General features: G+C 72.7%; 21 protein-coding genes. 5 read left to right on the top strand and 16 right to left on the bottom strand.

Going from position 1 to position 26,655, the window contains the following annotated elements; all coding sequences use genetic code 11:
- Positions 1 to 866: 866 nt before the first annotated feature.
- The 3 genes from NYF13_RS11585 to mtrA are packed head-to-tail and all read right to left on the bottom strand — an operon-like array spanning position 867 to position 5,084.
- Positions 867 to 2,615, bottom strand: coding sequence for an LpqB family beta-propeller domain-containing protein (locus NYF13_RS11585; RefSeq protein WP_315656230.1), 1,749 nt, complete (start codon positions 2,613 to 2,615; stop codon positions 867 to 869).
- Positions 2,612 to 4,399 (bottom strand): MtrAB system histidine kinase MtrB, encoded by a 1,788-nt coding sequence (gene mtrB, locus NYF13_RS11580; protein ID WP_315656229.1) that lies wholly within the window; start codon positions 4,397 to 4,399, stop codon positions 2,612 to 2,614. The genes NYF13_RS11585 and mtrB overlap by 4 nt, the downstream gene beginning before the upstream one ends.
- Before the next feature lie 7 nt (positions 4,400 to 4,406).
- Positions 4,407 to 5,084 carry an MtrAB system response regulator MtrA gene (gene mtrA / locus NYF13_RS11575; RefSeq protein WP_005150760.1) on the bottom strand — a complete coding sequence of 226 codons (678 nt, stop codon included), beginning with the start codon at positions 5,082 to 5,084 and terminating at the stop codon, positions 4,407 to 4,409.
- Positions 5,085 to 5,306: 222 nt separating this feature from the next.
- On the opposite strand from mtrA, the gene NYF13_RS11570 reads away from it, so the two are divergent.
- Positions 5,307 to 6,101 carry an IclR family transcriptional regulator gene (locus tag NYF13_RS11570; RefSeq protein WP_315656219.1) on the top strand — a complete coding sequence of 265 codons (795 nt, stop codon included), beginning with the start codon at positions 5,307 to 5,309 and terminating at the stop codon, positions 6,099 to 6,101.
- A gap of 204 nt (positions 6,102 to 6,305) precedes the next feature.
- On the opposite strand, the gene NYF13_RS11565 is transcribed toward NYF13_RS11570, so the two are convergent.
- Both NYF13_RS11565 and NYF13_RS11560 read right to left on the bottom strand, forming a co-directional pair.
- Positions 6,306 to 6,947, bottom strand: a complete 642-nt coding sequence (locus tag NYF13_RS11565) for a dTMP kinase (protein WP_315656218.1) — start codon at positions 6,945 to 6,947, stop codon at positions 6,306 to 6,308.
- 79 nt (positions 6,948 to 7,026) lie between these two features.
- Positions 7,027 to 7,416, bottom strand: a complete 390-nt coding sequence (locus tag NYF13_RS11560; RefSeq protein ID WP_315656216.1) for a hypothetical protein — start codon at positions 7,414 to 7,416, stop codon at positions 7,027 to 7,029.
- A gap of 368 nt (positions 7,417 to 7,784) precedes the next feature.
- Here NYF13_RS11560 and NYF13_RS11555 point away from each other — a divergent pair, with 368 nt between their 5' ends.
- Positions 7,785 to 8,777 carry a hypothetical protein gene (locus tag NYF13_RS11555; protein ID WP_315656215.1) on the top strand — a complete coding sequence of 331 codons (993 nt, stop codon included), beginning with the start codon at positions 7,785 to 7,787 and terminating at the stop codon, positions 8,775 to 8,777.
- Positions 8,778 to 8,890: 113 nt separating this feature from the next.
- Here the strand turns inward: NYF13_RS11555 and ahcY are convergent, their stop codons facing one another.
- Positions 8,891 to 10,363 carry an adenosylhomocysteinase gene (ahcY, locus tag NYF13_RS11550; RefSeq protein ID WP_315656214.1) on the bottom strand — a complete coding sequence of 491 codons (1,473 nt, stop codon included), beginning with the start codon at positions 10,361 to 10,363 and terminating at the stop codon, positions 8,891 to 8,893.
- Between the two features lie 98 nt (positions 10,364 to 10,461).
- On the opposite strand from ahcY, the gene NYF13_RS11545 reads away from it, so the two are divergent.
- A complete protein-coding gene (locus NYF13_RS11545; RefSeq protein WP_315656212.1) occupies positions 10,462 to 12,732 on the top strand; it encodes a hypothetical protein in 2,271 nt (756 codons plus the stop codon).
- Between the two features lie 79 nt (positions 12,733 to 12,811).
- Here the strand turns inward: NYF13_RS11545 and NYF13_RS11540 are convergent, their stop codons facing one another.
- The 8 genes from NYF13_RS11540 to NYF13_RS11505 all read right to left on the bottom strand — a co-directional run bounded on the left by NYF13_RS11540 (position 12,812) and on the right by NYF13_RS11505 (position 21,012).
- Positions 12,812 to 13,510, bottom strand: coding sequence for an LPXTG cell wall anchor domain-containing protein (locus NYF13_RS11540; protein WP_315656211.1), 699 nt, complete (start codon positions 13,508 to 13,510; stop codon positions 12,812 to 12,814).
- A 335-nt stretch (positions 13,511 to 13,845) separates the two neighbouring features.
- Positions 13,846 to 15,402, bottom strand: a complete 1,557-nt coding sequence (locus NYF13_RS11535; RefSeq protein WP_315656209.1) for an amino acid permease — start codon at positions 15,400 to 15,402, stop codon at positions 13,846 to 13,848.
- Positions 15,403 to 15,479: 77 nt separating this feature from the next.
- Positions 15,480 to 16,394 (bottom strand): cation diffusion facilitator family transporter, encoded by a 915-nt coding sequence (locus tag NYF13_RS11530; protein WP_315656207.1) that lies wholly within the window; start codon positions 16,392 to 16,394, stop codon positions 15,480 to 15,482.
- 125 nt (positions 16,395 to 16,519) lie between these two features.
- Positions 16,520 to 17,752, bottom strand: coding sequence for a mannose-6-phosphate isomerase, class I (gene manA / locus NYF13_RS11525; RefSeq protein ID WP_315657312.1), 1,233 nt, complete (start codon positions 17,750 to 17,752; stop codon positions 16,520 to 16,522).
- A gap of 87 nt (positions 17,753 to 17,839) precedes the next feature.
- The gene (locus NYF13_RS11520) at positions 17,840 to 18,943 is read right to left on the bottom strand and encodes an SIS domain-containing protein (RefSeq protein WP_315656206.1); all 1,104 of its coding nucleotides are present in this window, start codon (positions 18,941 to 18,943) and stop codon (positions 17,840 to 17,842) included.
- Positions 18,927 to 19,175, bottom strand: a complete 249-nt coding sequence (locus NYF13_RS11515; protein WP_315656205.1) for a Trm112 family protein — start codon at positions 19,173 to 19,175, stop codon at positions 18,927 to 18,929. The genes NYF13_RS11520 and NYF13_RS11515 overlap by 17 nt, the downstream gene beginning before the upstream one ends.
- 53 nt (positions 19,176 to 19,228) lie before the next feature.
- Positions 19,229 to 20,584, bottom strand: a complete 1,356-nt coding sequence (locus tag NYF13_RS11510) for a phosphomannomutase/phosphoglucomutase (protein WP_315656204.1) — start codon at positions 20,582 to 20,584, stop codon at positions 19,229 to 19,231.
- 74 nt (positions 20,585 to 20,658) lie between these two features.
- Positions 20,659 to 21,012 carry a DUF3499 domain-containing protein gene (locus tag NYF13_RS11505; protein ID WP_315656203.1) on the bottom strand — a complete coding sequence of 118 codons (354 nt, stop codon included), beginning with the start codon at positions 21,010 to 21,012 and terminating at the stop codon, positions 20,659 to 20,661.
- Positions 21,013 to 21,091: 79 nt separating this feature from the next.
- On the opposite strand from NYF13_RS11505, the gene NYF13_RS11500 reads away from it, so the two are divergent.
- Positions 21,092 to 21,556 carry a metallopeptidase family protein gene (locus tag NYF13_RS11500; protein ID WP_315656202.1) on the top strand — a complete coding sequence of 155 codons (465 nt, stop codon included), beginning with the start codon at positions 21,092 to 21,094 and terminating at the stop codon, positions 21,554 to 21,556.
- A gap of 14 nt (positions 21,557 to 21,570) precedes the next feature.
- On the opposite strand, the gene NYF13_RS11495 is transcribed toward NYF13_RS11500, so the two are convergent.
- Together NYF13_RS11495 and NYF13_RS11490 are read right to left on the bottom strand one after the other, a co-directional pair.
- Positions 21,571 to 24,915, bottom strand: a complete 3,345-nt coding sequence (locus NYF13_RS11495) for a glycosyltransferase family 2 protein (protein ID WP_315656201.1) — start codon at positions 24,913 to 24,915, stop codon at positions 21,571 to 21,573.
- 426 nt (positions 24,916 to 25,341) lie between these two features.
- Positions 25,342 to 25,599 (bottom strand): WhiB family transcriptional regulator, encoded by a 258-nt coding sequence (locus NYF13_RS11490; protein ID WP_315657311.1) that lies wholly within the window; start codon positions 25,597 to 25,599, stop codon positions 25,342 to 25,344.
- A gap of 293 nt (positions 25,600 to 25,892) precedes the next feature.
- Between NYF13_RS11490 and NYF13_RS11485 the strand changes: the two genes are divergently transcribed.
- Entirely contained in the window at positions 25,893 to 26,654 is a 762-nt protein-coding gene (locus NYF13_RS11485) for a site-2 protease family protein (RefSeq protein WP_315657310.1), read from the top strand.
- Position 26,655 lies beyond the last annotated feature (1 nt).

Below are 26,655 nucleotides of genomic sequence, written 5' to 3'. Positions count from 1 at the left end.
GACGCCGGGCGGAACCTGGAGTTGGTCCTAGGCCGGAATCGGAGATGAAGCGCGGGCATGGACCCAAACCGGAGTGCGAGGTAAAGCCTGGGCTCGGGCCCAAACCGGAGTGCGAGGTGAAGCCCAGGCCGGAGCCGGAGCTGCGGGTGAAGCTCCGGTCTGGGCCCGGACCAGAGCTGGCGGCGAAGCTCAGGTTCGCACCCAGCTCAGAGCAGGCGCTACGGCCCGGACCAGAGTTCGAATCGAGGCCCGGGCTCGAATCCAGGCCGGAGCTGCGGGTGAAGCCCGGGTTCGGGCCTGAACCAGGACTTGGGTCGAAAGCTGGGGTTGGCGGGACCGAGGTAGAGGGCGGGCCGGGGCGCGGGGCGAAGCCTGGGGTCAGGCCCCGGCCGGAGCCGGGGATGAGACGCGGGCTCAGGCCGGACTCGAGACCGGAGTCGAAGCCGAGGTTGCGGCCGGGGGCGGCGCGGGTTCCAGGCCGAGGGTGGTGGGCGGCGGCGAGGCCGAGGTCAGGATCGGGCCGAAGGCCGACCAGCAGAGACCGCAGTGCCCTCGCGAGCACCCGGCCGAGCAGCGGGGCCAGGTCCCTTCGCCCTCGTTCCTTGTACGCGATCAGGATCCGCCGGGCCGCTCCCTCGTGCCGGGCCAGCGAGTACGCCGGGACAAGACCCGACAGTGGGGTGCGGACCACCTCCGTGAGTGACCCCCACACCCGCGAACACACCGCGCAGCACGGGGCACCGCGGACACCACAACCGGCGCAGCGGGCCGGGACCAGCAAGTCGAAGACCATGACTCGCAGTGTGCACCCGGGCACCGACAGTTTCCGGAACCCCGGCGCCGGGACCACCGGCCGGCCCAGCCCCTCAGCCCGGGTAGAACGGCTCCGCGTCCGGCATCGAGTGCGGCTGGGGCCGCCAGACCTCACCCAGTTCCGTCGCGTTCCACAGACCGCCCGCGTCCGCGACGACGATCGGGCGGCTCGGCGCGGAGGTGACGGCGCGGACCGGGGCGCTCAGGTTCGAGCTGTTGAACGCGTCCATCCGCCGCCCGTCCACCGAGACGCGCTGGACCGGCTGCGACGCCGAGGAAGTGGCGACCACCAGGGAGTCCGCGCTCGAGCCCCAGTCGACGTCCACCACGGCCGAGAGCACCCCGGGCTGGAGGACCCGCGGTTCGCGCAGGGTCACCGTGTCGCCGTTGCGGACCACGGCCGCGATGACCAGCTGGCCGTTGACGATCGCGGCCACGCGGGCGCCGTCGCGGGAGAGGCGGAGGCCGTCGATCTGGCCCAGGGCCAGCACGTCGTTCGCGTTCACGCTCTGGCGGAGCCAGCGGCCGCTCGGATCGAGGACCATGCGGGCGACCGTCGAGCGGTCCACCACCGTCCACACCTCGCCCGATGGACCCGCGCCGTTGGCGGCCGGGCGCCAGGTCGGGCGGCTCAGTTCGCCGCCGGTGAGACCGGCCAGCGGCAGTTCGTGGCCGAGGTCGCCGATGCGCAGGCGCACCTGATCGCCGTCGCGGTCCACCACCGCCAGGCGTTCGCCGTCGATGGACTGGGCGGCACTGACCACGTTGTACAGGCCGTTGCCCGCCGGGCCGGGAACGGGCGTGCCGTCCCCCAGCGAACGCACGCGGCCCCCGGCCGTCATCAGCCCGGTCAGGCCCGAGCTGGGCGAAGTGGCGGCGCCGTACGCGGGCACATCGCTGCTTCGCCAGTACTCGTGGTCCTTCACCAGCGGCGTGCCGTCGGTGAGCAGGCGGATGCGCGTGGACATGACCGTCTGCATCGACAGGACGATCTGCGCCGCGATCAGCGTCCGGGTCTCCGGGCTGGCCCCGCTGAGCCCGCTGAGCTGGACCATCAGCGAGCCGTCGTCGTTGTTCTGGACGTTCGTCTCCAGCGTGACCTGGTCGCCGATCAGGTTCTTCACCGCACCGGCCAGCCCGGCCGAAGGACCGGCCAGGATCAGGTCCATCACCAGGCCCGGCAGTCCCGACTGGGGCTTGGCCGGGACGTAGCGCAGGTCGGGCACGAACGTCTCCGGGTCCGGCGCGTAGAAGAACACCGGGACGCGGTTGTAGTTGGCACCGAAGTCGTCGTCGGTCACCAGCAGGACCGGCGGCGGGGTGGAGATCCGCCACTGCCCGTCCGCCTGCCTGCGGACCTCGACCTTCTGCTCGATCGGGCCGGAGCCGGGGATGAACGCGCTGTCCGCGGTCATCGTGCCGAGCACGGAACCGCGCAGCACCACCTCGCGCACGTTCGGGTCCGGCGACGCGCCGGTGGACGGCGGGGCGGTCTGGACGTCGAAATTGGTCCCGAAGATGTTGTCGATGATGGTGATCGCGCGGCCGGGCCGCCAGGCACCGCGCTGCTGCTCGTCGAGGTAGGCGCGGGCGGCCGCGTTGCTCGACCTCGGATCGCCGCTGGCACGCACGAAATCGCGCACCACGGTCAGCGCGTCGATGCCCTTCTCCGGCTCCGGCACGTCGTTGCCCTGCGGCGCCGGGCGGTCGTCGGAGACGGCCACCGGCTGGGACTCGAGCGGGACGTTCGCGCAGCCGGCCAGCACCAGCAGGCACAGCAGGGCGAGCAGGACGCGCTTCACCGGCCGACCTCCTCGCGGTCTTCGTCGCGGTCGGCCAGGATGGCGCCGGGCGCGGGCTGGACCTCCAGTGCGGCAGGCAGCACGGGCAGCACGGGCGCTGCCGGCGTGTGGTCCAGCGGCGGCAGCGGGAGCGGGCTCTCGGCGGCCACGACCGGCACGTCCTGCCGCCGCGGCAGCAGCAGCCGGAAGCAGGCGCCCTCGCCGGGCTCGCCCCAAGCCTCGAGCTCGCCGCCGTGCAGCCGCGCGTCCTCCTGGCTGATGGCCAGGCCGAGCCCGGTGCCCCCGGTGCGCCGGTTGCGGGACGGGTCGGCCCGCCAGAACCGGTTGAACACCAGGTCGGCCTCGCCACCGCGCAGGCCGACGCCGTGGTCCCGGACGGTGATGGCCACCGCCGTCTCGTTCACGCCGACCGTCAGCACCACCGGTTTCCCTTCGCTGTGGTCGACGGCGTTGGCCAGCAGGTTGCGCAGGATGCGCTCCACGCGCCGGGCGTCGACCTCGGCCGAGGCGTCCTGCTCGGGCAGCACCAGCTCGACCGCGCTGCCCGCCGTGCCCGCGATCACGCGGACCTGCTCCACCGCGCGGGCGGCGATCGGCCGGACGTCGATCAGCTCGGCCGAAAGCTCCTCCACCCCGGCGTCCAGCCGGCTGATCTCCAGCAGGTCGCCGAGCAGTGCCTCGAACCGGTCCAGCTCGTCCACCAGCAGTTCCGTGGAGCGGGCAAGGCCGGCCGGGAACTGCTCGCGCGAGGCGTGCAGCACGTCGGCGGCCATCCGGACGGTGGTCAGCGGCGTGCGCAGTTCGTGCGAGACGTCGGAGGTGAAGCGGCGCTGCAGGCCGCCGAACTCCTCGAGCTGGCGGATCTGGCGCTGGATGCTCGCGGCCATGCCGTTGTACGACACGGCGAGCTTCGCCAGGTCGTCCTCGCCGACCGCGGCCAGCCGCTGGTCGAGGTCGCCGCCGGCGAACTGCTCGGCCGCCGCCGCGGCTTCGCGGACCGGCCGCACCACCTGCCGGACCACCAGGTTGGTGATGCCGGCCAGCAGGAGCAGCAGCACCAGCCCGCCGACCAGCAGGGTGTTCTGCACGGTGGAGACGGTGTTCTGCTCACTGGTCAGCGGGAACAGCAGGTACAGCTGCAACGGGCTGGCCACCGAGTTGAGCGGGGTGCCGACGATCAGGTACGTGGTGCGCCCGCCGGGCGTGACCACGGTGTGCTCCAGCCGGGCCAGGTGGTTGCCCTCCACGAACTGGCGCAGCCCCACCGGCACGGAGTTGAACGGACCGACGTAGATCGGGTCCTTGTCGCCCTGGTCCGCCCGGACGCTGGCCAGCACCGGCTCGAACGTGCCCGCCGTCGAGCCCGCGGGCGAGGCGGAGGTGGTGGAGATCTTCTTGAGCGCGTTCTCCAGCCGCGTGTGCAGCGCGTCGGCCCCCTCGCCGCCGACGCCGACCAGCTCCCGCGCGGCCGTGTCGGCCAGCGCCTGGGTCTGCTCGACCGCCGCGTGCCGCTTGGTGTCCAGCAGCCGCTCGGTGATCTGGTTCTGCAGCACCATGCCCAGCACGAACACCACGGCCGAGGACAACGCGAGCGTGGAGATCGTGACGCGGAACTGCAGCGAGTGGCGCCACAGGTCGTTGAACGCCACCGCCCGGCGGCGCGCCGAAGCCACGACCCGCCGGACGAGGCGGACCGCGGCGCGGGCGGAAGCACCCAGCCGTCCCGCCTCCGGGGCGCGCGGGGCGTCCGGTTCCGGTGGTTCGGTGGCGGTCTCCGCCGTCATCGCCCGATCACGGCGGGCCGGCCTTGTAACCGACGCCGCGCACCGTCAACACCACCTCGGGGTGCTCCGGGTCCTTCTCCACCTTCGACCGCAGCCGCTGGACGTGCACGTTGACCAGCCGGGTGTCGGCCGCGTGCCGGTAGCCCCAGACCTGCTCCAGCAGCACCTCGCGGGTGAACACCTGGCGCGGCTTGCGGGCCAGCGCCACCAGCAGGTCGAACTCCAGCGGGGTGAGCGGGATGGCCTTGCCCTCGCGGGTGACCTCGTGGCCGGGCACGTCGATGGCCAGGTCGCCGATGGTCAGGGACTCGGCCGGCTCGGCCTCGGTGCGGCGCATCCGGGCGCGGACCCGGGCGACCAGCTCCTTCGGCTTGAACGGCTTGACCACGTAGTCGTCGGCGCCGGACTCGAGGCCCAGCACGATGTCCACGGTGTCGCTCTTGGCGGTCAGCATGACGATCGGCACCCCGGACTCGGCGCGGATCGCCTTGCAGACGTCGATGCCGTTCATCCCCGGCAGCATGAGGTCGAGCAGGACGAGGTCCGGCTTGAGCTCCCGCAGCGCCGGCAGGGCCCTCGAACCGTCCGCGACCACCGCGGTGTCGAACCCCTCACCGCGGAGCACGATGGTGAGCATCTCCGCGAGCGCGGGGTCGTCGTCGACCACCAAGACACGTGCCTTCATGAGCACATGTTCGCACTAGTCCACCGGGCTCCGGGCACGACCCGCGCGTTTGACCACCAGAAAGATCAAGATCGACGGGCCCGGTTGCTCCATCCGGACGCGTGCGGGCCGGTTCCGGGCCGAGAAATGACGTAGCAGCCGTCTTCGGTGGTGACACCGCCCCTCGTCAAGGATTAGGCCGCTCAGCCGAACAGATCGACGATCAACGGTTAGTGTTGCGCCATGCGGAACCAGGAATCGGGCAACGCAACGGGAAGCCAGGTGAGCCAGGTTCAGTCGGTGGACCGCGCGATCAGCGTGCTGGAGCTGCTGGCCCGCAACGGCGAGGCGGGGATCACCGAGATCGCCGGCGAGCTCGGGGTGCACAAGTCGACCGCCTCCCGCCTGCTCAGCGTCCTCGAATCGCACAGCCTGGTCGAGCAGCTGGGCGAGCGCGGCAAGTACGCGATCGGCTTCGGCGTCGTCCGGCTGGCCGGTGCGGCCACCGCCCGGATGGACCTCGCGAAGCTCGGCCGGCGGACCTGCCAATCACTCGCGGAGGAGCTCGGCGAGACGGTGAACATCGCCATCGCCGACGACGGGGTGGCCATCAACATCAGCCAGGCCCGCGGCGCGGCCGCCGTCACCACGCAGAACTGGACCGGCCAGCGGACCCCGCTGCACGCGACCTCCAGCGGCAAGGTCCTGCTGGCCCACATGGCCGACCGGGACCGCGAGCGGCTGCTGGGCCACGAACTGGAGCCCTACACCCCGCGCACCACGGTGGACGCCGAGGAGCTGGAACACGAGCTGGAGCGGATCGCCGAGGACGGTTACGCGGCCTGCTTCGAGGAGTTCGAGCTCGGCCTGCACGCGGTCGCGGTGCCGATCCACGGCCCCGGCGGCGAGGTGGTGGCGGCGATGAGCGCTTCGGGGCCGTCCTACCGGCTTTCCCAGCAGCGCATCCGCCAGATCGTCCAGCCGATGTCCGAAGCGGCGCAAGGACTTTCCGCCCAACTGGGCTACTTCGCGAGCTGACCGCACCAGCGCACGGGGTACCTGGGGCCGATGCGGAAACCTCGTCCTCGCGCGGCCTGACGACTGGGGCCCACGAGGTCCCGGCCGTCGCCGTACCGGTGGCGGCGCTGCGACTGTCCACTGTGGGCGAACCGAACACCGACTCGGACCTCGGCTGCGGGACGCCTTTGGCGCAAAGGCCGGAGCACCTAGGCGAGCAAGTACCTAGGCGAGCAGCGACTTCGCCAGCGTCGGCAGGTCCACCCCGGCGACGCCGTCGAGGACCTGCCAGGGCGCAAGCCAGCCGGAGGCGGCCAGCTCGTCGTAGACGGCGGAGCAGCGTTGCTGGAGGGCATCGTCGGACTCGAAGGCGTCGCGGGCGCGGTCGGTCTCCGTGGCGGCGCGGCGGACCGCTCGTTCGGCGGCGACTTCGGGGGCCACGCGCAACAGCAGGTGCGCGTCCGGGCGCGGCAGCGCGAAACGGCCGATCTCCAGGTCCCACACCCACTGCACCACTTCGCCGTTCACGGACTGCCGCAGCCGCGCGGCGGCGTACGCGGCGTTCGAAGCGACGTAGCGGTCCAGCAGCACCACGTCGTGCGCCGCCTGCAACGCGCGGATCTCGTCGGCGGCGGCGCTGCGGTCCAGCGCGTAGAGCATGGCCATGCCGTACACCGAATCGGCGAGGTCTCCGTGACCGCGATGCAGGGCCTCACGCACGAGGTCGGCGTGGATGCTGCGGCCGTACCGCGGGAAAGCGAGAGCCGCGACGCTCGCCCCGTGCTCGCCCAGGGCCGCGGTGAGCCCGTCCGCCAGGGTGCGCTTGCCCGCACCGTCCAGACCTTCGATCACGACCAGTCGCCCCACGCCGCCCAGCCTAACCGAGCGGGGGTGGTCGACCGGCGGCCCGGCGGGAGGGACGGCACCGCCGGGCCGGCCGGTCCGTCTAGGCGGCCTCCCGGCGCGCGTGCAGCAGGTAGCCGGCGCCGCTCATCAGCAGCAGCCCGACGAGGATGACCAGGGGGACCCAGGCGTCGTCGTGACTCGGTGGCTGACCGCTGCTGTCGCCGTCGCGGGGCAGCACGGTGTTCACCAGGATGTAGCTGCCGGCCCGCGAAGGGCCGGCCAGCCGGTCGGAGTCGCCGGAGGCCGAAAGCTGGTAGCTGACGGGCGCCGCGCGCGGAAGTTGCAGCAGGCCGGACGAGAGCACGGGTCCCACGGCGGCGGCGCGGTCGGCGTTGCCGGCTCCGGCGGGCGGCGCCGCGCTCGCCCCCGGTGCCGTCGTGAGCAGCGCCAAGCCCGCGAGCACCACGAGCACCAGGACGCGGCGGCTCACGACACCACCCCCGGTGGACGTCCGGGGGTGGCCGGGGTGATCATGATCGCGGACCACATCAGGCCGTGGTCTGCCCCGGGCAGCGCCGGCGAATCGAACCCGTGTCGACATCACCGCAACGGACCCCTTTCGCCACGAGTCATCAGCTCGGCCATTGGTCGTCACCACGGTGAACAGTGCCGTGACCGAGAGCAAGGTGCTCTTCCGGTGATCAGGGCGTTCCGGGGTGCTGATGGAACGCGGAACGGCCACCCTTCCGTGGCCAACCACCCCAAACGGGGGTCGGACTGACTACCGTGCGCTGATAACGTGAACGTTCCGCGGTGTTCACGACCGGCAAGGACACTGGTCGGGTGAAGGGACAAGCGGTGATACAAGACAGGGAAGGTCCACTGATCATCGAACCGGCCCGGCGAGGTGCGAACGACCTGCCGGTCGAGCTGGCCGAGGCGTTGCGGACCGGTGAGTTCCACCAGGTGCTGCGGCTGGCCATCAGCCACCGCGGCCTCTCGCTGGCCCGGTTGCGGGCCCACCTCGGCCTCCGCGGTGTGCAAATAGGACAGTCGACGCTGAGTTACTGGCAGCGGGGGCTGCGCCAGCCCGAGGTGCCCAAGGCGCTGCCGGCCGTCCGCGCGCTGGAATCGGTGCTGCAGCTCCCCGCCGACTCGCTCGTGGTGCTGATCGGGCCGCGCTCGGCCCGCCCGCGCGGGCACCAGGCCGCGGTGTCGTTCTACGACCTGCGCTCGGGCGACGTCGGCTCGATCGTCGACAAGCTGCTCACCGAGCTGGGCGTGCTGCCCTCGGCCAGCCATTCGAACACCGACCTCGAACTGCTCTCGGTGCACGACCTGATCACCCTCGACGCCCAGCGGCGGCAGGTGAGCATCCGGACGCGCCTGGTCGTGCGCGCCCGCCGGCACGGCCCGGACCGCTACGTGACCGTGTACAGCGGCGACCCGGGCTGCCGCATCGAGGACGTCCAGATGCTCACGGCGGAGGGCTGCCGGGTCGGCCGCATCCGGCGCCACCCCGGCGGCGAGATCATGGCGACCGAACTGCTCTTCGACCGCAAGCTCGGCGAGGGCGACGTCCACGTCTTCTGCTTCGAGATGCGTGACGACTCGGGCGCGGTCTGCCCCGGCTACTACCGCATGCTGCGCGACCAGTGCCCCAGCTACCTGCTGCAGATGCAGTTCGCGGAGGCCGCCCTGCCCGCCCGCTGCACCCGCCAGATCCGCGCCCGCGACGACGCCATCCCGGTCGAGACCGAGGAACTGCCCTGCGACACCGGCGGCGTGACCAGCGGCTACTTCCGCGATCCCGGACCGGGTCTGGCCGGGATCGCGGTGGAGTGGAACTGAGGCCACCCGTTCGCGAATCGCCCGGATGAGGGGCGCGGGCAGCTGAGGTCGAGGCCGCCGGCCGCCCCGGACCTCGTCCGGGGCGGCCCTTCACCGGCTGAACCGGCGGGAACTCAGTACCGGTAGTGCTCCGACTTGAACGGGCCTTCCACGTCCACGTCGATGTACTCCGCCTGCTCCTTGCTCAGCTTGGTCAGCTCGCCGCCGAGGGCGTCGAGGTGGATGCGGGCCACCTTCTCGTCCAGCTTCTTCGGGAGGCGGAAGACCTCCTTGTCGTACTCCTCGTGCTTGGTGAAGAGCTCGACCTGGGCGATGACCTGGTTGGAGAAGCTGTTCGACATCACGAACGACGGGTGGCCGGTCGCGTTGCCCAGGTTCAGCAGGCGGCCCTCGGACAGCACGATGATCGTGTTGCCGTTCGGGAACACCCACTCGTCGACCTGCGGCTTGATGTTCACGCGGCGGATGCCCGGGTAGCGCTGCAGTCCCGCCATGTCCAGCTCGTTGTCGAAGTGGCCGATGTTGCCCAGGATCGCCTGGTGCTTCATCTGCGCCATGTGCTCGACCATCACCACGTCCTTGTTGCCGGTGGTGGTGATCACGATGTCGGCCTCGCCGAGCACGTTCTCCAGGCGCTTGACCTGGTAGCCGTCCATCGCCGCCTGCAGCGCGCAGATCGGGTCGATCTCGGTGATGATCACCCGCGCGCCCTGGCCGCGCAGCGACTCCGCGGCACCCTTGCCGACGTCGCCGTAGCCGCAGACCACGGCCACCTTGCCGCCGATCAGCACGTCGGTGCCGCGGTTGATGCCGTCGACCAGGGAGTGGCGGATGCCGTAGCGGTTGTCGAACTTCGACTTGGTCACCGCGTCGTTGACGTTGATCGCCGGGAACAGCAGCTCACCCGCGGCGGCGAGCTGGTAGAGCCGCAGCACGCCGGTGGTGGTCTCCTCGGTGACGCCGCGGATCCCCTGGCCGATCGTGGTCCACTTGGCGTCGTCGGCCGCGGTGGAGGCGCGCAGCACCTCCAGGAAGACCTTCCACTCGTCGGGGTCGGCCTCGTCGGTGGCCGGCACGGCGCCGGCCTTCTCGAACTCCGTGCCCTTGTGCACGAGCATGGTGGCGTCACCGCCGTCGTCGAGGATCATGTTGGGGCCATCGCCGTCCCAGGTGAGCATCTTCTCGGTGCACCACCAGTACTCCTCCAGCGACTCGCCCTTCCAGGCGAACACCGGCACGCCCTGGGGCTCCTCGGCGGTGCCGTGCGGGCCGACGACCACGGCGGCGGCCGCGTGGTCCTGGGTGGAGAAGATGTTGCAGGAGGCCCAGCGGACCTCGGCCCCGAGCGCGACCAGCGTCTCGATCAGCACCGCGGTCTGGACGGTCATGTGCAACGATCCGGAGATCCGCGCGCCCCGCAGCGGGTAGACCTCGGCGTACTCCCGGCGGAACGCCATCAGGCCCGGCATCTCGTGCTCGGCCAGGCGGATCTCCTTGCGCCCGAACTCGGCGGCTTCGAGGTCGGCGACGGCGAACTCGATGCCGCCCCGGGTGTCGTGCCGCTTGGCAACGCTTTCGGGGGTCATAGTGCGGTTCCTCCAAGGATTGATGGCAGCTGAACAGTACCGTTGTCGGCTCGACGCCCACTCGATCGGATGAGGAGACCCTTACCGTGCCCGCCCCCATGCCCGGACCCGACACCCGCATCGTCGAGCTGAGGGTGGCCGGACTGGCGGGCACCGGCGGCGAACTGCTGCTCGACTCGGTCTCGACGGTGGACGTGGCGGGTGACGGGATCGGCCGGGTGGTCCGACCGGCCGACCGGCTCCGACGCCCGGCCCCGGGACCGGTGGTGCCCGCCCTGGGCCGGTCCATCCCGCGCACGCTCGAAGGATACCTGTGGAGCCGGATGACTTCCGGTAGTGCGGCGAAGGCCACCTGGGCGCTGCTCTTCCCGTTCTCACTGGCCAACGTCGCGTTCTGGATGCTGCCGCCGGACGGGCGCGCGCGCCGGCTCGGCGGGCTCTGCCGGGGGCTGCTGCGGGTGGCGTCCGTGCTGCTGACCATGCTGCTGCTCGGCCAGATCGCGGCGACCGCGCTCGACCTGTTCGCGACGCAGTGCCTGGCCCCGGGCTCCGGCTGCCTGCCCTGGGTGCCCTCGGCGCTGCGGGGTTCGGCGGCCCGGCTGGCCGTCGGCGGGGTGCCGCTGCTCGTGGTGATCTTCGTCCTGCACCGGATCTCGTCGGCGAACTGGCGGGTGCGGGCCCCCGAGGAGCACCAGCACCCGTCGCCGATGCAGCTGCGCGCGGACCCGGAGGCGCCGGGGCTGTCCGCGACGCACACCGTCGCGGCGCTCGCGTGCGTCTCGCTGCTGCTGCTCGGCGGGCCGTTCCGGATGCCGTCCGGGACCGGGCGGGCGATCGCGTGGATCTGCGGGCTGGCCCTGGTGCTCGTCGTGGTCGTCGGCGCCGCGGTCGGGATGGACCCCGGGCGGATCACGCGACGCGGGCTGATCGCCTTCGCCACCTCGCTGGCCATCGCCGCCGCGGTACTGGCCGCGCCGCTGCCCGAGCGCGGCGGTCTCCCGGGCACCGATGCCACCGTCGAGGGCCTCGGCGGCGCCCTGCTCGTGCTCACGGTGCTGTTCGCGCTCGCGCTGGGGCCGGCCGCGCTGCGGGCCCGTTCGCTGTGGAAGGACCGGCCGCACCGGCTGCGCCCGTGGCTCGGCGGCTGGGCCGCGGCGCCGGTGCTGGCGCTGGCCGGGCTGCTGGGCGGCGGCTTCGGCGCGGGGCTGGCGGTCGCCGTCCGGCGCCTGCTCGGCACCGGCGGGCTGCGGCTGCCCCCGACCTACGACCTGATCACGGTGCTCTGGGGCGCCGGGCTCGCGCTGATCGTGGTGCTGGGGGTGGCCGGTTACGCGATCGCGGTGCCGCTGCGCCGTCGCCGCCGCGGCATCCCGGCGATCGTCGGGCTGATGGAGCACGACCGCGAGCAGGAGACCGACGCGGCGCGGGCCTGGGCGCGCTCGGCCTGGGAGCGGCGGCACCTGCACCACCTGGTGCTGATCGTGGCGCTGGCCCTGTCCGCCGGCGCCGCGGCACTGCTCGTGGTGCGCTTCGGTTTCCAGACACGACCGGGCTGGTTCACCCCGGTCGCGGCCGTCGGCGTGTTCGCGCTCGGCGGCCTCGCCGCAGGTCTGGTGCGCGTCGTCTACTCCGCCGCGCGGACGCCGCAACGCAGCCGTCATCTGGGTGCGCTGTCGGACCTCGTCTCGTTCTGGCCGCGGGCCGCCCATCCGACCGTGCCGCCGTGTTACGCATTGAAGGTCGTGCCGGAGCTGGTCGAACGGGTCAAGGAGCACCTGGCGGAACCGGGGACGCGGGTGGTGCTGGCCGGGCAGAACCTCGGCAGCCTGCTCACCGTGTTCACGGCCGCCCGGCTGGTGGCGGAGCTGCCCGAGGACGAGCGCGAACGCGTCGGGCTGCTCACCGCGGGCTCGCCGCTGCAGTGGGGCTACCAGCGGGCGTTCCCCGCGGTGCTGCCACAGGAGTCGCTGGCCGGGCTGTTCGGCGACCTCGACGGCCGCTGGCGCGCGCTGTGCCGGGGCACGGACATCTTCGGCGGCGGGGTGACCACCTGGCGGCACAAGGTTTCCGGCCGCCACCTGATCGGCGACGGCTATCTGGCCGGCGGCGGTTCGGGCCCGCTCGAAGCGACCGCGGAGCCGTCCGGCGTGCTCGTGCTGGGGGGTGACCACTGGCTGCCCGACCCCCTGCGCGGCCCGGACGGGCGCAACCGCTGGGCACCGGGCGTGCTCAAGCACACCGACTACGTCGCCGACGCCGAGTGGGATCACGCCGTCGCGATGGCCGCGGGTCTCGGCCGGCCCAGCACGCGCTCTTCCCGGTTCGGTGAACAGGGCTCGCTGTTCGGCGATCTGCCGCGTCCGCGCTGACCTGCTCGGGCGGCTCGGGCGGCGACGAAGAAGGGACCCCCGCTCGGACCGGGGGTCCCTTCGTTGCGCGGGCTTCGGATCAGTTGGTACCGCGACGGCGCAGCTTCAGCAGCACCAGCAGGCCGCCACCGACGACGAGCAGCAGGCCGCCGGTCCAGACCAGCCACATGTTGTCGAAACCGGTGTTGGCCAGCCCGCCGCCGGTGCCGCTCTCGTTGCCGGCCGGCACGACCGCCGCGACGCTGCTGGAGCTGGCCGGCGCCGTGGTCTCGGCCGGGCTGGAGGACGGGGCCGAGGTGGGCGTCTGGGACGGCTTGGCCGGCTCGGTCGTCTTCGTCGGCTCGGTCACCGTCTTGGTGCCGCAGGCGAACCAGTGGTCGACCTTCGGCTGGCTGTGGTCGAAGCTGAACGGCGCGATCAGGTCGTTCCAGGGCACGTCGTGGCCCAGGCCCTTCTTGCCCGGCACGTACACCGCGTGGCCGTCGTCGCCGCCGACGACGACGATCGCCTCGACCGTCACGCCCTCCTTGACCGCGGTGATGCTGACCGACTTGCTCTTGGCCCCGCCGGTGAAGGTGAACTCACCCTGGTCGAGGGTCTTGCCGCTGATGCCGCGCAGGTCGGAGCACCGGGTGACGTCGGTGCCCGGGGTCGGGTTCGCGCGGCCGTCGCCCGAGGTGCAGGCGAGGGCGGACGTGGCCGAGCCGAGCAGGGCGAGCCCGGCCACGGCGGCGATCGTCAGGCCGGCGCGGATCGGGCGTCTGGTCGTGGTGCGCATGAAGAACTCTCCTGTACCGAACGGGGGACGTCGAGCAAGATCAGTGCACCCTCCGTGGATTCCCCTGCCACTCACCGCGTGAATTACACCGGAGTGATTAACCCATCAGAGGGAGACAACGCCGGAAGGTATCGCAAATGGGTCAAACGGTCACCCAGCGTTCGAGAAGCGATCCAAAGCGAGACCCGTCGGTTATGCATCTGTGACACATCTGCGCTTAGGTCCCTGATCGGCCACCGCGGGCAACCTCGGCGGCCCCCGGTGAACTAGCCGGTCGGGATGCGAGACGGCCCGTCGTCCCCCAGGGACGACGGGCCGTGACGAGGGTGGTTCGGTCAGTCTTCCGACGCCGGGGTCCCTTCGGCCGCACCGGCGGACCGGGGCGGAGACGGCTCGCCCTCGGCCTGGCGCCGGCCCACGAGCGAATGCCGCCGGCTGTAGGCGAAGTAGATCACCACACCCACGACCATCCAGACGATGAACCGCAGCCAGGTCAGCACGGTCAGGTTCAGCATCAGCCACAGGCAGGCCAGGATGGCCAGCACCGGGATCACCGGCATCCACGGCACCCGGAACGCCCGCGGCAGGTCCGGGCGCGTCCGGCGCAGCACCATCACGCCCGCCGAGACCAGGATGAACGCGAACAGCGTGCCGACGTTGACCATCTCCTCCAGCTTGTCGGCCGGGAAGAAGGTGGCGGCCAGGGCGACCAGGCCGCCGACCACCAGCGTCGCCCGCTTGGGCGTGCCGGTGCTGCCTGTCTTGGCCATCGAGCGCGGCATCAGGCCGTCGCGCGACATCGCGAAGATGATCCGGACCTGGCCGAGCATCAGCACCATGACCACGGTGGTGAGGCCGGCCAGCGCGCCGAAGGAGATGATGTTGGCGGCCCAGTCGACGCCGTTGGCGGAGAACGCCGTGGCGAGGGTCTTGTGGCTGCCGTCGCCGGCCGAGGTGGCCAGGTCCTTGTAGGACACCATGCCGACCACCACCAGCGAGACCGCCACGTACAGGACCGTCACGATCGCCAGTGAGCCGAAGATGCCGCGGGGCACGGACTTCTGCGGGTCGCGCGTCTCCTCGGCAGTGGTGGCCACGATGTCGAAGCCGATGAACGCGAAGAACACCAGCGAGGCGCCGGCCAGCAGGCCGAACACGCCGAACGAACTGCTGCCGCCTCCCGCGACGAGGGAGAACAGCGACTGGTCGACGCCGGTCTCGGAGGAGGCCGAAGCGCTCTGGCCCGGCGGGACGAACGGCGTGTAGTTCGCGGCCTTGACGTAGAAGAGGCCGAGGACGATCACGAACAGCACCACGGCGACCTTGACCCCGGTGATCACCATGGAGAACCGCGAGGACAGCTTCGTTCCGATGACCAGCAGCGTGGTCAGCACGGCGACGAGCACGAACGCGCCCCAGTCGACGGTCACCCAGCCCAGGTCGAACGAGGTCTTGGCGCCCGGGCCGAAGAAGTAGGCGAGCACCGTTTCGAGGTAGACCGACCAGCCCTTGGCCACCGCGGCCGCGCCGACGGCGAGCTCCAGGATCAGGTCCCAGCCGATGATCCACGCGACGAACTCGCCGAACGTGGCGTAGGAGAAGGTGTACGCGCTCCCCGCGACCGGAACGGTGGAGGCGAACTCCGCGTAGCAGAGCGCGGCGAGCGCGCAGGCGATCGCGGCGAAGACGAACGCGAGCGAGACCGACGGCCCCGCGTAGTCCCCCGCGGTGCGCGCGGTGAGCGTGAAGATGCCTGCACCGATGACCACCGCGACGCCGAACACGGTCAGGTCCCAGGCGCTGAGATTCCTCCGGAGCTTCGTATCCGGTTCGTCGGTGTCCGCCATCGACTGCTCGATGGACTTCGTGCGCCACAAACCCGTCCCGGGCAACGTTGACCTCCTGCGGTTACCTGCATGAATCGGGGGAGTCACCCTATCGCGTAAACCCGGTGCCCGGCGCGACGGAGTTACGCCAATGCGCGGTCGAGGTCCGGTTCCAGGTAGATCAGCGAAGCGACGGGCAGCTTGGCGCGCACGCGGGCCTCGGCGTCGTCGATGGCCTCGGCGACCTGCGCGGTGTCGAGGCCGGGCACCAGCGCCAGCTTGGCCGCCACCAGCAGTTCGTCCGGGCCGAGGTACTGGGTGCGGATGTGGATGACCCGCTCGACCTTGCCCGCGGACAGCTCGTCGACGATGGTCGCGAGGTCGGTGTCGGTGGCGCCTTCGCCGATCAGCAGGCTCTTCATCTCCACGATCAGGATGACCGCGATGATGCCGAGCAGCACACCGATCAGCACGGTGCCGATGCCGTCCCACACCGGGTCGCCGGTCAGCACCGAGAGCCCGACCCCCAGCAGCGCGAACACCAGGCCGATCAGCGCCCCGCTGTCCTCCAGCAGCACCACCGGCAGCTCCGGCTCCTTGGCCTGGCGGATGAACCGCCACCAGCTCGCGCCGCCCTTGATCTTGCGCGACTCACCGACCGCGGTGAGGAAGCTGTAGCCCTCCAGCGCGATCGCCACCACGAGGATGAGCACGGCGACGATCGGCGCGTCCAGCGGCTCCGGCTCGATCACCTTGTGGATGCCCTCGTAGAGCGCGAACGCCGAGCCGAGGGTGAACAGCATCAACGCGACGATGAACGAGTAGAAGTACCGCTCCCGCCCGAAGCCGAACGGGTGCTCGCGCGTGGCCCGCCGCTGGGAGGTCTTCTGCCCGAGCAGCAGCAGTCCCTGGTTCGACGTGTCGGCCAGCGAGTGCACCGACTCCGCCAGCATCGACGAGGAACCGGTCACCAGGAACCCGGCGAACTTGGCCACCGCGATCCCCGCGTTGGCCGCGAGCGCCGCGACGATCGCCTTCGTACCGCCACCAGCTGACACCAGTCTGCTCCCCTACGTGCTCCGGCTCCCGAAATGCCCGATCGGAGCCTAGAGGACCGACTCACCGCGGCGTCGGCGGACGGGGGAACCCGCCGGGCCCGATCGGCCCGCCTGGACCCGCGCCGCTACTGCGCGCAGGTCCCCGCGGTGGCGCGGAACAGCTGGGCCGGGGTCCCCTCCGAAGGCCGCACCTCGACCGCCGGGTCGGCGGCCGGCAGCCAGACCGACTGGCCGCGGCGGAGTTCGATCCGCTCCCCGTCGTCGGCGGTCACCAGCAGCGCCCCGGCGGTGCAGAGCAGGATCTGCGGACCGGCGGAGTCGACCTCGATCGCCTCCGCGTCCCCGGCGGGCCAGTCCACGCGCGAGAGCTCGAACTCCGGGGCGTCGGTGTGGTAGACCGCCATGCGGCGGCCCGCGCACTCGCCGTGCTGCACCGGCATTTCGCCGCAGGCGAAGTCGACCACGCGCAGCAGCTCGGGCACGTCCACGTGCTTCGGGGTGAGACCGCAGCGCAGGATGTTGTCCGAGTTGGCCAGGATCTCGACCGCGGTGCCGCTGAGGTAGAGGTGCAGGTTGCCGGCCGGCAGGTAGATCGCCTCGCCCGCGCGCAGGGTCAGGCGGTTCAGCAGCAGCGCGGCCAGCACGCCCGCGTCACGCGGGTGCGCCTCGCCCAGCTCCAGGATCGTGCGGCACTCCACCGCGAACTCGCCGTGGTCCTTGACGTGCCGGACGCACGCGTCGAGCACCTCCGGCAGCAGCCCGTCCAGCGAGGGCTGCGGCAGCGTGATCCACGTGGTGAACAGCGCGCGCAGCCCGGACGGGTCCGGCTGCGCTTCGAGCAGTCCGGTGTACTTCCCCAGCCCCGGCGTCTCGATCGCCTTCAGCAGCTTCACGGTCCGGTCCGGGTCGCGGAACCCGGCCAGGGCGTGGAACTCCGTGAGCGCGCAGACCAGCTCCGGCTTCGCCGTCGGGTCCGGGTAGTTGCGGTTCGGGGCGTCACGCGGGATGCCGAGCCGCTCCTCGCGCGCGTGCCCTTCGGCGGCCTGCGCGGCCGAAGGGTGTGCTTGCATCGACAGCGGCTCCTCCGCCGCGAGGATCTTCAGCAGGAACGGCAGCCGGCCGCCCCAGCGCCGGGCGCAGAGTTCGCCGAGCTGGCCGATCGGGTCGGCGTCGACCAGTTCCAGCAGGCTCCGCTCGATGCCGTCCGGGCCGATCACGTGCGACGGGTCGCCCGGGTGGGCCCCCATCCACAGCTCGGCCTCGGGGTGTGGCGCCGGCACCGGACGGCCCAGCAGCTCCGGGATCGCGGTCCGCGATCCCCAGGCGTACGGCCGCACGGCGTTGCGCAACAGCTCCACGGTCACCTCAACTCCCAACCCTTCCCCTCGGCCGAAGCCGATGTCGTGCGGTGCCGGCCCCGCCGCACCCGCACTTCCGCGCCGCCGTTACGCCGTGGCCGGCTCGTACCGCCCGGCGCCACCGATTCTGCCCGCGGCGAGTCCGAGGTAAACCGCGGCCAGCTCACACCTCAGCGCCAGCACGGCCGCGCGGACGATCTCGTCCGACTCGAACTCCTCGGCCGGGGCCAGCACGTCCACCCCGGGCAGCAGTTCCGCAGCCTCGAACCGCGCCGCCTCGGCGGCGTGGCCGCTGCGCACCGCCAGTAGCAGCACCCTGGTCGCGGCCGCGTCGGGTGCGGTGGCGGGATCGGCGGGGTCGGCGAAGATGTCCTGCTCGGCCCGGCCCGACTGGGCCCGGATGCGCAGGGCCGGCCGGGCGAGCGCCTGCCGGTAGTCGGCCACGTCGCACACCATCGCCGCGTGGGCCGCGAACGCGTGCGCCGCGTGCTCCCCGACGGCGACCGCCACCGGATCCAGCCCCCACAGCAGCGGCACCCGGTCGGCGACCCGCAGGGCCAGCGCCTTGGCCGGGTTCTCGAACGAGTCCCGGGCCAGGTAGTCCTTCCCGGCCTCGAGGTCGAGCTGGTCGGCCAGCGACTGGACGTCGGCCACCAGCAGGCCGAGCGCGTTCGCGGTCAGCAGGCCCGCGGCGAGCCCGCGCGGGAACGCCAGCTCGGGCGGCACCGGCACCCGCGGGGCGAGCACCAGGCCCTTGCCCGCGACCGCCGCGGCGACCGGGCCGTCCGGCGGCGCGGACAGCACCACGGACGCACCGAACCGGGCCGCCCGCTCCAGCGAGGCGGCCAGCTCGCGGTCGCCCGCGTCGTCGGTGTGCGCGAAGACCACGTCGAGCGCGCCGATCCACGACGGCACGGTCTCGGCCACCACGACCGGAACCGGGCACGAGGGCGCCAGCAGCGCCGCCAGCAGGCGGGTCAGCGTCCGGCTGACCCCGGGCCGGTCGATCAGCACGACCGAACGCGGCCGTCCGAGGTCGAGCCGGTCGCTCAGCCCGGCCTCGGCCGCGGCCTCGGCGGCGGCCCGAACCTGCGCGCCCGCCAGCGCGGCGGCCCGCAGCAGACCCGAGCTGTCGGCCTCGGCCAGCCGCTGGGGATCGTCGAGCAGGGAATCGTCAAGCACTGTCGGCATGGCTGTCATCCGGGTCTCCCGTGGCACCGGCCGGACCGGCCGCTCCGTCGAGCACCGCTTCGTCGAGCAGCAGGACGGGGATCCCGTCGCGGACCGGGTACACCCGGCCGCACTCGGTGCAGGTCAGCGCTTCGGCCTCCGCGTCGGCCGGCGTGCCGGGACGCAGGGGCGCGTGGTCCGGCGACGGGCAGGCGAGGATCTCCAGCAGCTGGGCGTCAAGCGTGATGGCCATAGCTCCTCCATACCACGCGTGGGTGGGTGGTGACGGGCGTTGCCCCGGCCGGTTCAGGCCCGGACAATGGACAGCACGTCGTCGGTCAGCGCCTCGACCGCGGCGCGGTCGGCGGCCTCCACGTTGAGCCGCAGCAGCGGCTCGGTGTTGGACGGGCGCAGGTTGAACCACGCGCCGCCCGGCAGTTGCACGCTCAGCCCGTCCAGCTCGTCGATCTCGACGCCGGACTTGCCCGCGTACGCGTCCTTGACCGCCATCATCCGCGCGACCTGGTCGGTGACCGTCGAGTTGATCTCGCCGGACGCGGCGTAGCGGGAGAAGTCCTGGGTGAGCGCGGACAGCGGGCCGTCCTGCTCGCCCAGCGCGGCCAGCACGTGCAGCGCGGCCAGCATGCCGGTGTCGGCGCGCCAGAAGTCGCGGAAGTAGTAGTGCGCGGAGTGCTCGCCGCCGAAGATCGCACCGGTCCGCGCCATCTCGGCCTTGATGAACGAGTGGCCGACGCGCGTGCGCACCGGCTTGCCGCCGTGCTCGGCGACGATCTCCGGCACGCCCTTCGAGGTGATCAGGTTGTGGATGACCGTGCCGCCCGGGTCCTTGGCCAGCTCGCGCACGGCCACCAGCGCCGTGATCGCGCTGGGCGAGACCGGCTCGCCGCGCTCGTCGACCACGAAGCAGCGGTCGGCGTCGCCGTCGAAGGCCACCCCCGCGTCGGCGCCGACCTCGCGGACCTTGGCCTGCAGGTCGACGATGTTGGCCGGGTCGAGCGGGTTGGCCTCGTGGTTGGGGAAGGTGCCGTCGAGCTCGAAGTACATCGGGACGACCTCGATCGGCAGCCCGGCGAAGACCGTCGGCACGGTGTGCCCGCCCATGCCGTTGCCGGCGTCGACCACGATCTTCAGCGGCCGCGAACCGGACAGGTCGACCAGGTTGCGCAGGTAGGCGGCGTAGTCCGCGAGCACGTCCCGCTCGGTGACCGAGCCGCGCTGGCCCTCGAACGAGGGCACGCCCTGCTCGACGGTGTCGCGGATCTCGGCCAGCCCGGTGTCCTGGCCGACCGGGGCGGCACCGGCGCGGCACATCTTGATGCCGTTGTACTTCGCCGGGTTGTGGCTCGCGGTGAACATGGCGCCCGGCAGGTTGAGCGAGCCGGAGGCGAAGTAGAGCTGGTCGGTGCTGGCCAGGCCGATCGAGACCACGTCGATGCCCTGCGAGGTCACCCCGTCGGCGAACGCGGCGGACAGCTCCGGCGAAGAGTCGCGCATGTCGTGGCCGATCACCACGGCCGGGGCCTCGGGCTTGATCAGAACGGCGAACGCGGCCCCGAAGTCGCGCACCAGGGCTGGGTCGAGCTGCTCGCCGACCACGCCGCGAATGTCGTAGGCCTTCACGATGCCCGAAAGGTCTGGCACGCCGTCTCCCCGCCGATAGTCTCGATCCCGGCGCCGGACGCGCCGCGCGGAAAGCCTACCGGCGCGAGCCTGGTTCAGGCGCGCCCGGGGAGCACGCGGAGATGGCCGCGCCGGCCGGAGGGGCCCTCGGGCTCGGGCGGGGCGGCCGGCCGGTCGGAGCGGCCGGCCTCGCGGACGGCCTCGGCCAGCGCCGTCAGCTCGTCGTTGGAGGGGTCGGGGGCGGCGAAGGTGCCTTCGTGGCGCACGACCTCCCAGCCCTTCGGCACGGTCAGCCGCAGCGCGTGCGCTTCGCAGAGGTCGTAGGAGTGCGGCTCGGAAGCGGTGGCGAGGGGGCCGACGACGGCGGTCGAATCGCTGTAGGCGTACGTGAGCGTGGCGACAGCGGGTTCGGGGCAACCCGTTCGCGAACATTTCCGTACGCTCCGCACGATCGACAACGATAGCGCGTCGTGGCAAGGGGGTACCGGCGACACGCGCGTGCGGTCCCGGACCGCCTAGACTTGCCCGGTGGCGACGGCTCGTGACTACCGACAGCGGCGGCGTCTGCGCAGGGACCGGCACGGCCGGGGCCTGCGCGGAACGCTCTACCCGGCGTCCCTGCCCGCCGCCGCCAGCCGGGCGGAACGGTTCGACGCACTGGTGCTCGACGCCCTGGAGCCGATCGAGGCCCGCTGGCGCCACGAGCTGACCACGCTGGACGTGGCGGTCGACGACGTGCCGGAGGTCGACGCGGACAGCCGCGCACCGGTCGACGGCGTCCTGCACGACGGCGCCGTGCCCCTGTCCCGCCTGGTCCCGGCCGGGGTCGACCGGGCCGGACTGCCGACCCGGGCCCGGATCGTGCTCTACCGCCGCCCGCTCGAAGCCCGGGCCAAGGACCCCGGCGAGCTGGCCGACCTGGTGCACGACGTGCTGGTGGAGCAGGTCGCGGGCTACCTGGGCGTCGAACCGGACGTCATCGAAGGCGACTAGCGGTACCGGGCGCCTCAGCCCTCCCGACGGCGCCGGGGCGGCACCGCCGTCAACGCGGTGAACAGCACCGCCGCCAGCTGCACCAGCAGCAGCAACCCCCGCTCCGTGCCCGGGAAGCTCACCGAGACCTCCGAGGGCGAAGGCGGGACGGACACCGCCACCTGATGGCCCCAGGCGGGCACGATCGGCACCGCCCGGCCGTTCACCGTCGCCTGCCAGCCCGGCTCCTGCTCGGCCGCGAGCACCAGCAGGCGGCCGGTCGGCCCGTCCGAGACGCGGACGTGGACGTCCGGCAGCCGGGCGTCCACCGGCGAGACCCCGGAGGACACGCCCGGCGCGTCCCCGCCCGTGACCGCCTGCCGGGCCAGCTCCGGGGAGATCAGCTCGACCCCGCCGGAGCGGGGCAGCAGCTCGAGCACCGGACAGCCGTCGGACGTCGGGGCGGCGGGGGCCACCAGTCCGGCCGCCGTGGCGGCGAACGCCCGCGGGTCCGCACCGCGCGGGAGCACCACGTACTGCACACCGGAGGCCGCGGCGGCGGCGAAGACGCGCTTCACCGCGTTCGCGTCACCCTGGCCGAGGTCGCGGCGCCAGCCGGCGAGCCGGTCCGGGGTGCCGGGCGTGGGCGCGAGCTCGTCGTCGCCGAGCCGGGCCAGCCGTCCGCCGGTCTGGCGGGGCGGCTGCCCCGGCCGGCTCAGGTCCAGCACCGCGCGGCCGGAGGCGGCGAGCCCGGCCGCCACCTCGGGCGCGAGCTGGGCCCTCGGCCGCGCGGTCAGCGGACCCTGGTGTCCGGTCGCCACGGCGCCCGCGGCCAGCGCGGCCAGCACCACGACGCCGGCGATCGCGGCCGCTTTCGGCAGCCAGGGCGCGGGCACGCCCGAGGAGCCGCCACGCTGCCAGGTGGCGAGCACCGCCCACAGCAGACCGGCGCCGACCAGCAGCAGCGGCACGCCGGTGTACCCGGTCGAAGCCGCGCCGCCCGGCAACGGAGTCACCGCGACCTGCCGCACGAGCACCAGGCCGACCACGCCCAGCACGGCGAGCGCGAGTCCGCCGGCCGCCTGCCGGGTCGGGCGGACGACCAGCGCGACGACCGTCGCCGCCAGCACCGCGACACCGATCGGCCAGGCGCCCGGCCCGCCCGGGGTGGGCCCGGCCAGGTCGGTGCCGGAGGCGGGCGCGGCCGGTCCGCCGAGCCCGTGCAGCAGCAGTTCCGGGTGCTTCAGCAGCACCGTCGGCCACGGCAGCAGCAGGACCAGCGGCAGGATCACCACGATGCCGACCGACGCCACCCGCCGCGCGAGCCCGGTCGGGGCGGGCAGCACGACGAAGCCGATCAGCAGACCGGCCAGGGCCAGTGCGTGCGCGAGCGGTGAGAACGCCCCGAGCAGCGCGACGCCGAACGCCGAGAGCGCCGAGACGTGCAGCCACCGCGTGCCCGGCCGCGTCAGCAGGCGGGCGATCCCGGCGACCACCAGCGGCAGCACCAGGTGCACCACGACCACGTCGAGCCGGCCCTGTGCGACGGACGCGGTGGCCGCGGGCAGCAGCGCGTACGTCGCCGCGACGACCGCGCGCACCCATCGGCGCACGGGGAGCTTGCGCGTGGCCGCGTACGCGCTCAGCCCGGCCAGCGGGAGGTCGCCGATGAGCAGGATCGCGACCAGCGCGGCGGGTCCGCCGATCGGTGCGAAGACGGCGCCGATGGTGCCCAGCACCGGCAGCGTGGCCGGCGCCGGCGCGCCCGTGCCGCCGGCGATCGCGTGCCACGGCGAGAGGTAGGCCGACCAGATCTCGCCCAGTCCGCCGACCGGCAGCAGCGCGCCCCCGGACAGGTCGAGCCCGAGCCGTCCGGCGTTGACCACCAGCGCGAGCCCGGTCAGCACCACGGCGAGGACGAACGGCGGCGCGAACACGGTCGCGGCCAGCACCCGCTTCCGGTTCACCTCCACGAAGACCAGTTCCGGCTCCGGCGCGGGCGGGGCCGGGCGCGGCACCGGTGACGGCCGCTCGGCGTCTTCCGCCGGCTCGGTGCCGTCTTCGGTGTCCGGCGCCTCCGCCCGCGGTGGCGCTTCCGGCACCGCGACCGCGACGACGGTGCCCGGCCGCCGAAGCCCGGACCCACGGGCGCTCAGCCCGCGCAGCGCGCCGGCGGGCAGCGCGTCCGGCCCGACCGGGCGGCCGGCGGACGCGGCCAGGGCCTCGGGCGGGATCCACGCCGAATCCTGCCGCACGCCCTCGGGGACCGTGCCGAGCGCCAGTTCGCTCTCCAAGCCCTTGCGCACGAGCCCGACCACGCCGGTGCGCACGGCGTTGCGCAGCCGGGTGAGGCGTCCGGTGAAGAGTCCGCGCACGGTGCCGGGGCGCGGGGTCTCCCGTCGTCGCGCCCGCGCCCCCCGCAGGTTTCCGCGGCCCCGGCCGAGGTAGGCGAGGGCGGACAGCTCCGCGCCGGCCTCCGTGGTCCGGCGCAGCACGAAGAACACCAGGGCGCGCAGCACCAGCAGGATCGGCAGCCGGACGAGCCCGAGCCAGAACGAGAACGGCGAGCAGTTGACCAGGAACACCCGCAGACCGTGGGCGCGGTTCAGCGCGGCGAGCGAGGAGGGCACCGCGTCGGGTGCGCGCTGCCCGGTGGTGAGGGCGCGGGCGTGGCGCAGCCGCGCGTCGGGCACGGACAGCACGAGCGCGCCGGCGGCGTTGGCGCGCCAGCCGAAGTCGAGATCCTCGCGCAGCAGCGGGAAACCCTCGTCGAAGCCGCCGAGGTCCGCCCAGAGTTCCCGGCGCACCAACGATCCCGCGCTGGGCACGGCGAGCACCTCGCTCGGCCCGCCGTCGGCCGCGGCCATCTGCTGGCGGTGCCCGGACGCGTCGGTGGACAGCCCGGCCTCGACCACCAGGCGCGGGTCGGCCCAGTCGAGCCCGAGCGGGCCGAGCACCTTCGCCGAGGGGGCGTCCTCCGCGGCCCGCAGCAGCTCTTCCAGGCAGTCGGGCTCGGGCGCGCAGTCGTCGTGCAGGATCCACAGCCACGCGCCGGGGTCGCCCCAGCGTTCGACGGCGTGCGCGACCGCGGCCGCGACCGCCGCAGCGAAGCCGACTTCACTCGATAGTGTGATCACCCCGGAGAGCACCGGCGGCGAGTCGGGCCCCGTCGCAACGCCGTGGGGGTCGGCCGCCTCGGCCAGCAGCCGGGCGGTCCGATCGGTCGAACCGGTGTCGACCGCGAGCACGTGCCGCGGCCGGATGGTGCTGCGGCGCAAGGAAGAAAGGGCCAGCGGCAGCCATTGTTCCCCGTTGTGACAGACCACAATGGCCAGAACGGGCTGGGTCCGCACGGCGGACGGAGCGACGGTGCGGGTCAACAACCACTCCTGGGCAGGGGGCGGACGGGTGCGGCCACCCTACGGCCTCACCCCACCGCCCGGAGCCGAACCCACGGCACAGGACCCACGACACAACGCAGACCGGACCCACGAGGTGAGCCCGGTTTCGTCCGCCGACCCCACCGCCAAGCCTGGCCGACCGCACCGGCTTACCCCGTGACACCGCCGATCAAACCTCGACTTGGTCACACTGACGATGGCTCACACCGGCGACCCGGCACACCAAGCCCAGGAAACCGGTGAAAACAAGGAATTCCGACCGCGAGCCGCCCTCAGACCTCACGAGGCCGGGCGCCCGCGCGGTGCGGGGAGCGGGCCTGCCCATCGGCTCCCGGAAGACCCCGCCGCGGCGAGCCGGTTCACGCCCTCGGTGAACCCCACTCCACCCCTCGCCGCGGCTCCCCTTCAGATGATGCGCTTCTTCAGCTTTCGCCGTTCCCGCTCGGACAGACCACCCCAGATGCCGAAGCGCTCGTCGTGCGCGAGGGCGTACTCCAGGCACTCGTCCTTGACCTCGCAGCCCAGGCAGATCCGTTTGGCTTCCCGGGTGGAGCCGCCCTTCTCCGGGAAGAACGCCTCCGGGTCGGTCTGCGCGCACAGGGCGCGCTCCTGCCAGTCCTGCTCCTGTTCCCCGGCATCGAAGAGGTCGGTGAGATCGCCCAGTTGCTGCTCCGGGTTCTCTCCCCAACCCACGACGTGCCCCCACTCCTTGTTGTCCGCTTCCAACCGCACGTCCGCCTCCTCGCTCCTACGCACTCCCCAGGCTGGCGGTGGTGAAACGACACCCGCCGTCCCCTCTCGACGGCGAATGACATCTCTGTGATTACACCTGTGTAGTGCGGTCAGGTCAAGCGGAGTAGCGAGTTCGGGGGATACCTCTCGCCCGCTGCGCAAGGGGACACGCCGGAGACTTCACACCGGGCATACGGAAGACTGGTGGGGTGCAGAGATCAGCAGTGCGCCCGAGCCCGGTCTTCCTCGGCATCCTCGCCGTGGCCATCCTCGGCGGCTTCCTGGCCGCCTACGGCGATTCCTCGTCCTTGCTCGGGAGCAAGGACCCGATGTTCATCGCCGGGGTGGTGCTGCTGGTGGCGGCGGGCTGGATCGCCTCGCTGACCCTGCACGAGTTCGGCCACGCCATCGTCGCCTACCGCGGCGGCGACGGCAGCATCGCCGAGAAGGGCTACCTCGACCTCGACGTCCGCAAGTACACCGACCCGGTGCTGTCGATCCTGCTGCCGCTGATCTTCCTGCTGATCGGCGGCATCCCGCTGCCGGGCGGCGCGGTGTGGATCAACCGGGGCGCGCTGCGCACGCGGGCCACCTCGATGTGGGTCTCGCTGGCCGGCCCGCTGAGCAACCTCGGCGTCGGCGCCGCGCTCTGCCTGGTGGTCGCGCTGGTGCCGATGGCCCACGGCCTGTTCTACGGGCTGTCCTACCTCGCGCTGCTGCAGGTGATGACGTTCCTGATCAACATCCTGCCGATCCCGGGACTGGACGGCTGGGGCGCGATCGAGCCCTACCTCTCACCGCAGGCCCGGGCGTTCGGCGCGCGGGTGCGGCCGTGGGCGCCGCTGGTGCTGTTCGCGCTGCTGTTCGGCTTCCGGGCGGTGTCGAACCTGCTCAGGCACGTGGCCAACGTGATCTTCGGCGTGCTCGGCGGCAGTGAGACGGCCAGCGGGATCGGCGAGTACGCCTTCTTCTTCTGGCAGCACTGAA

Origin of the sequence: Amycolatopsis sp. PS_44_ISF1, from assembly GCF_032335455.1 — a bacterium.
Classification (GTDB): domain Bacteria; phylum Actinomycetota; class Actinomycetes; order Mycobacteriales; family Pseudonocardiaceae; genus Amycolatopsis.
The sequence above is the reverse complement of the archived record's forward strand: the minus strand, read 5'-3'. Positions and strand labels throughout refer to the sequence as shown.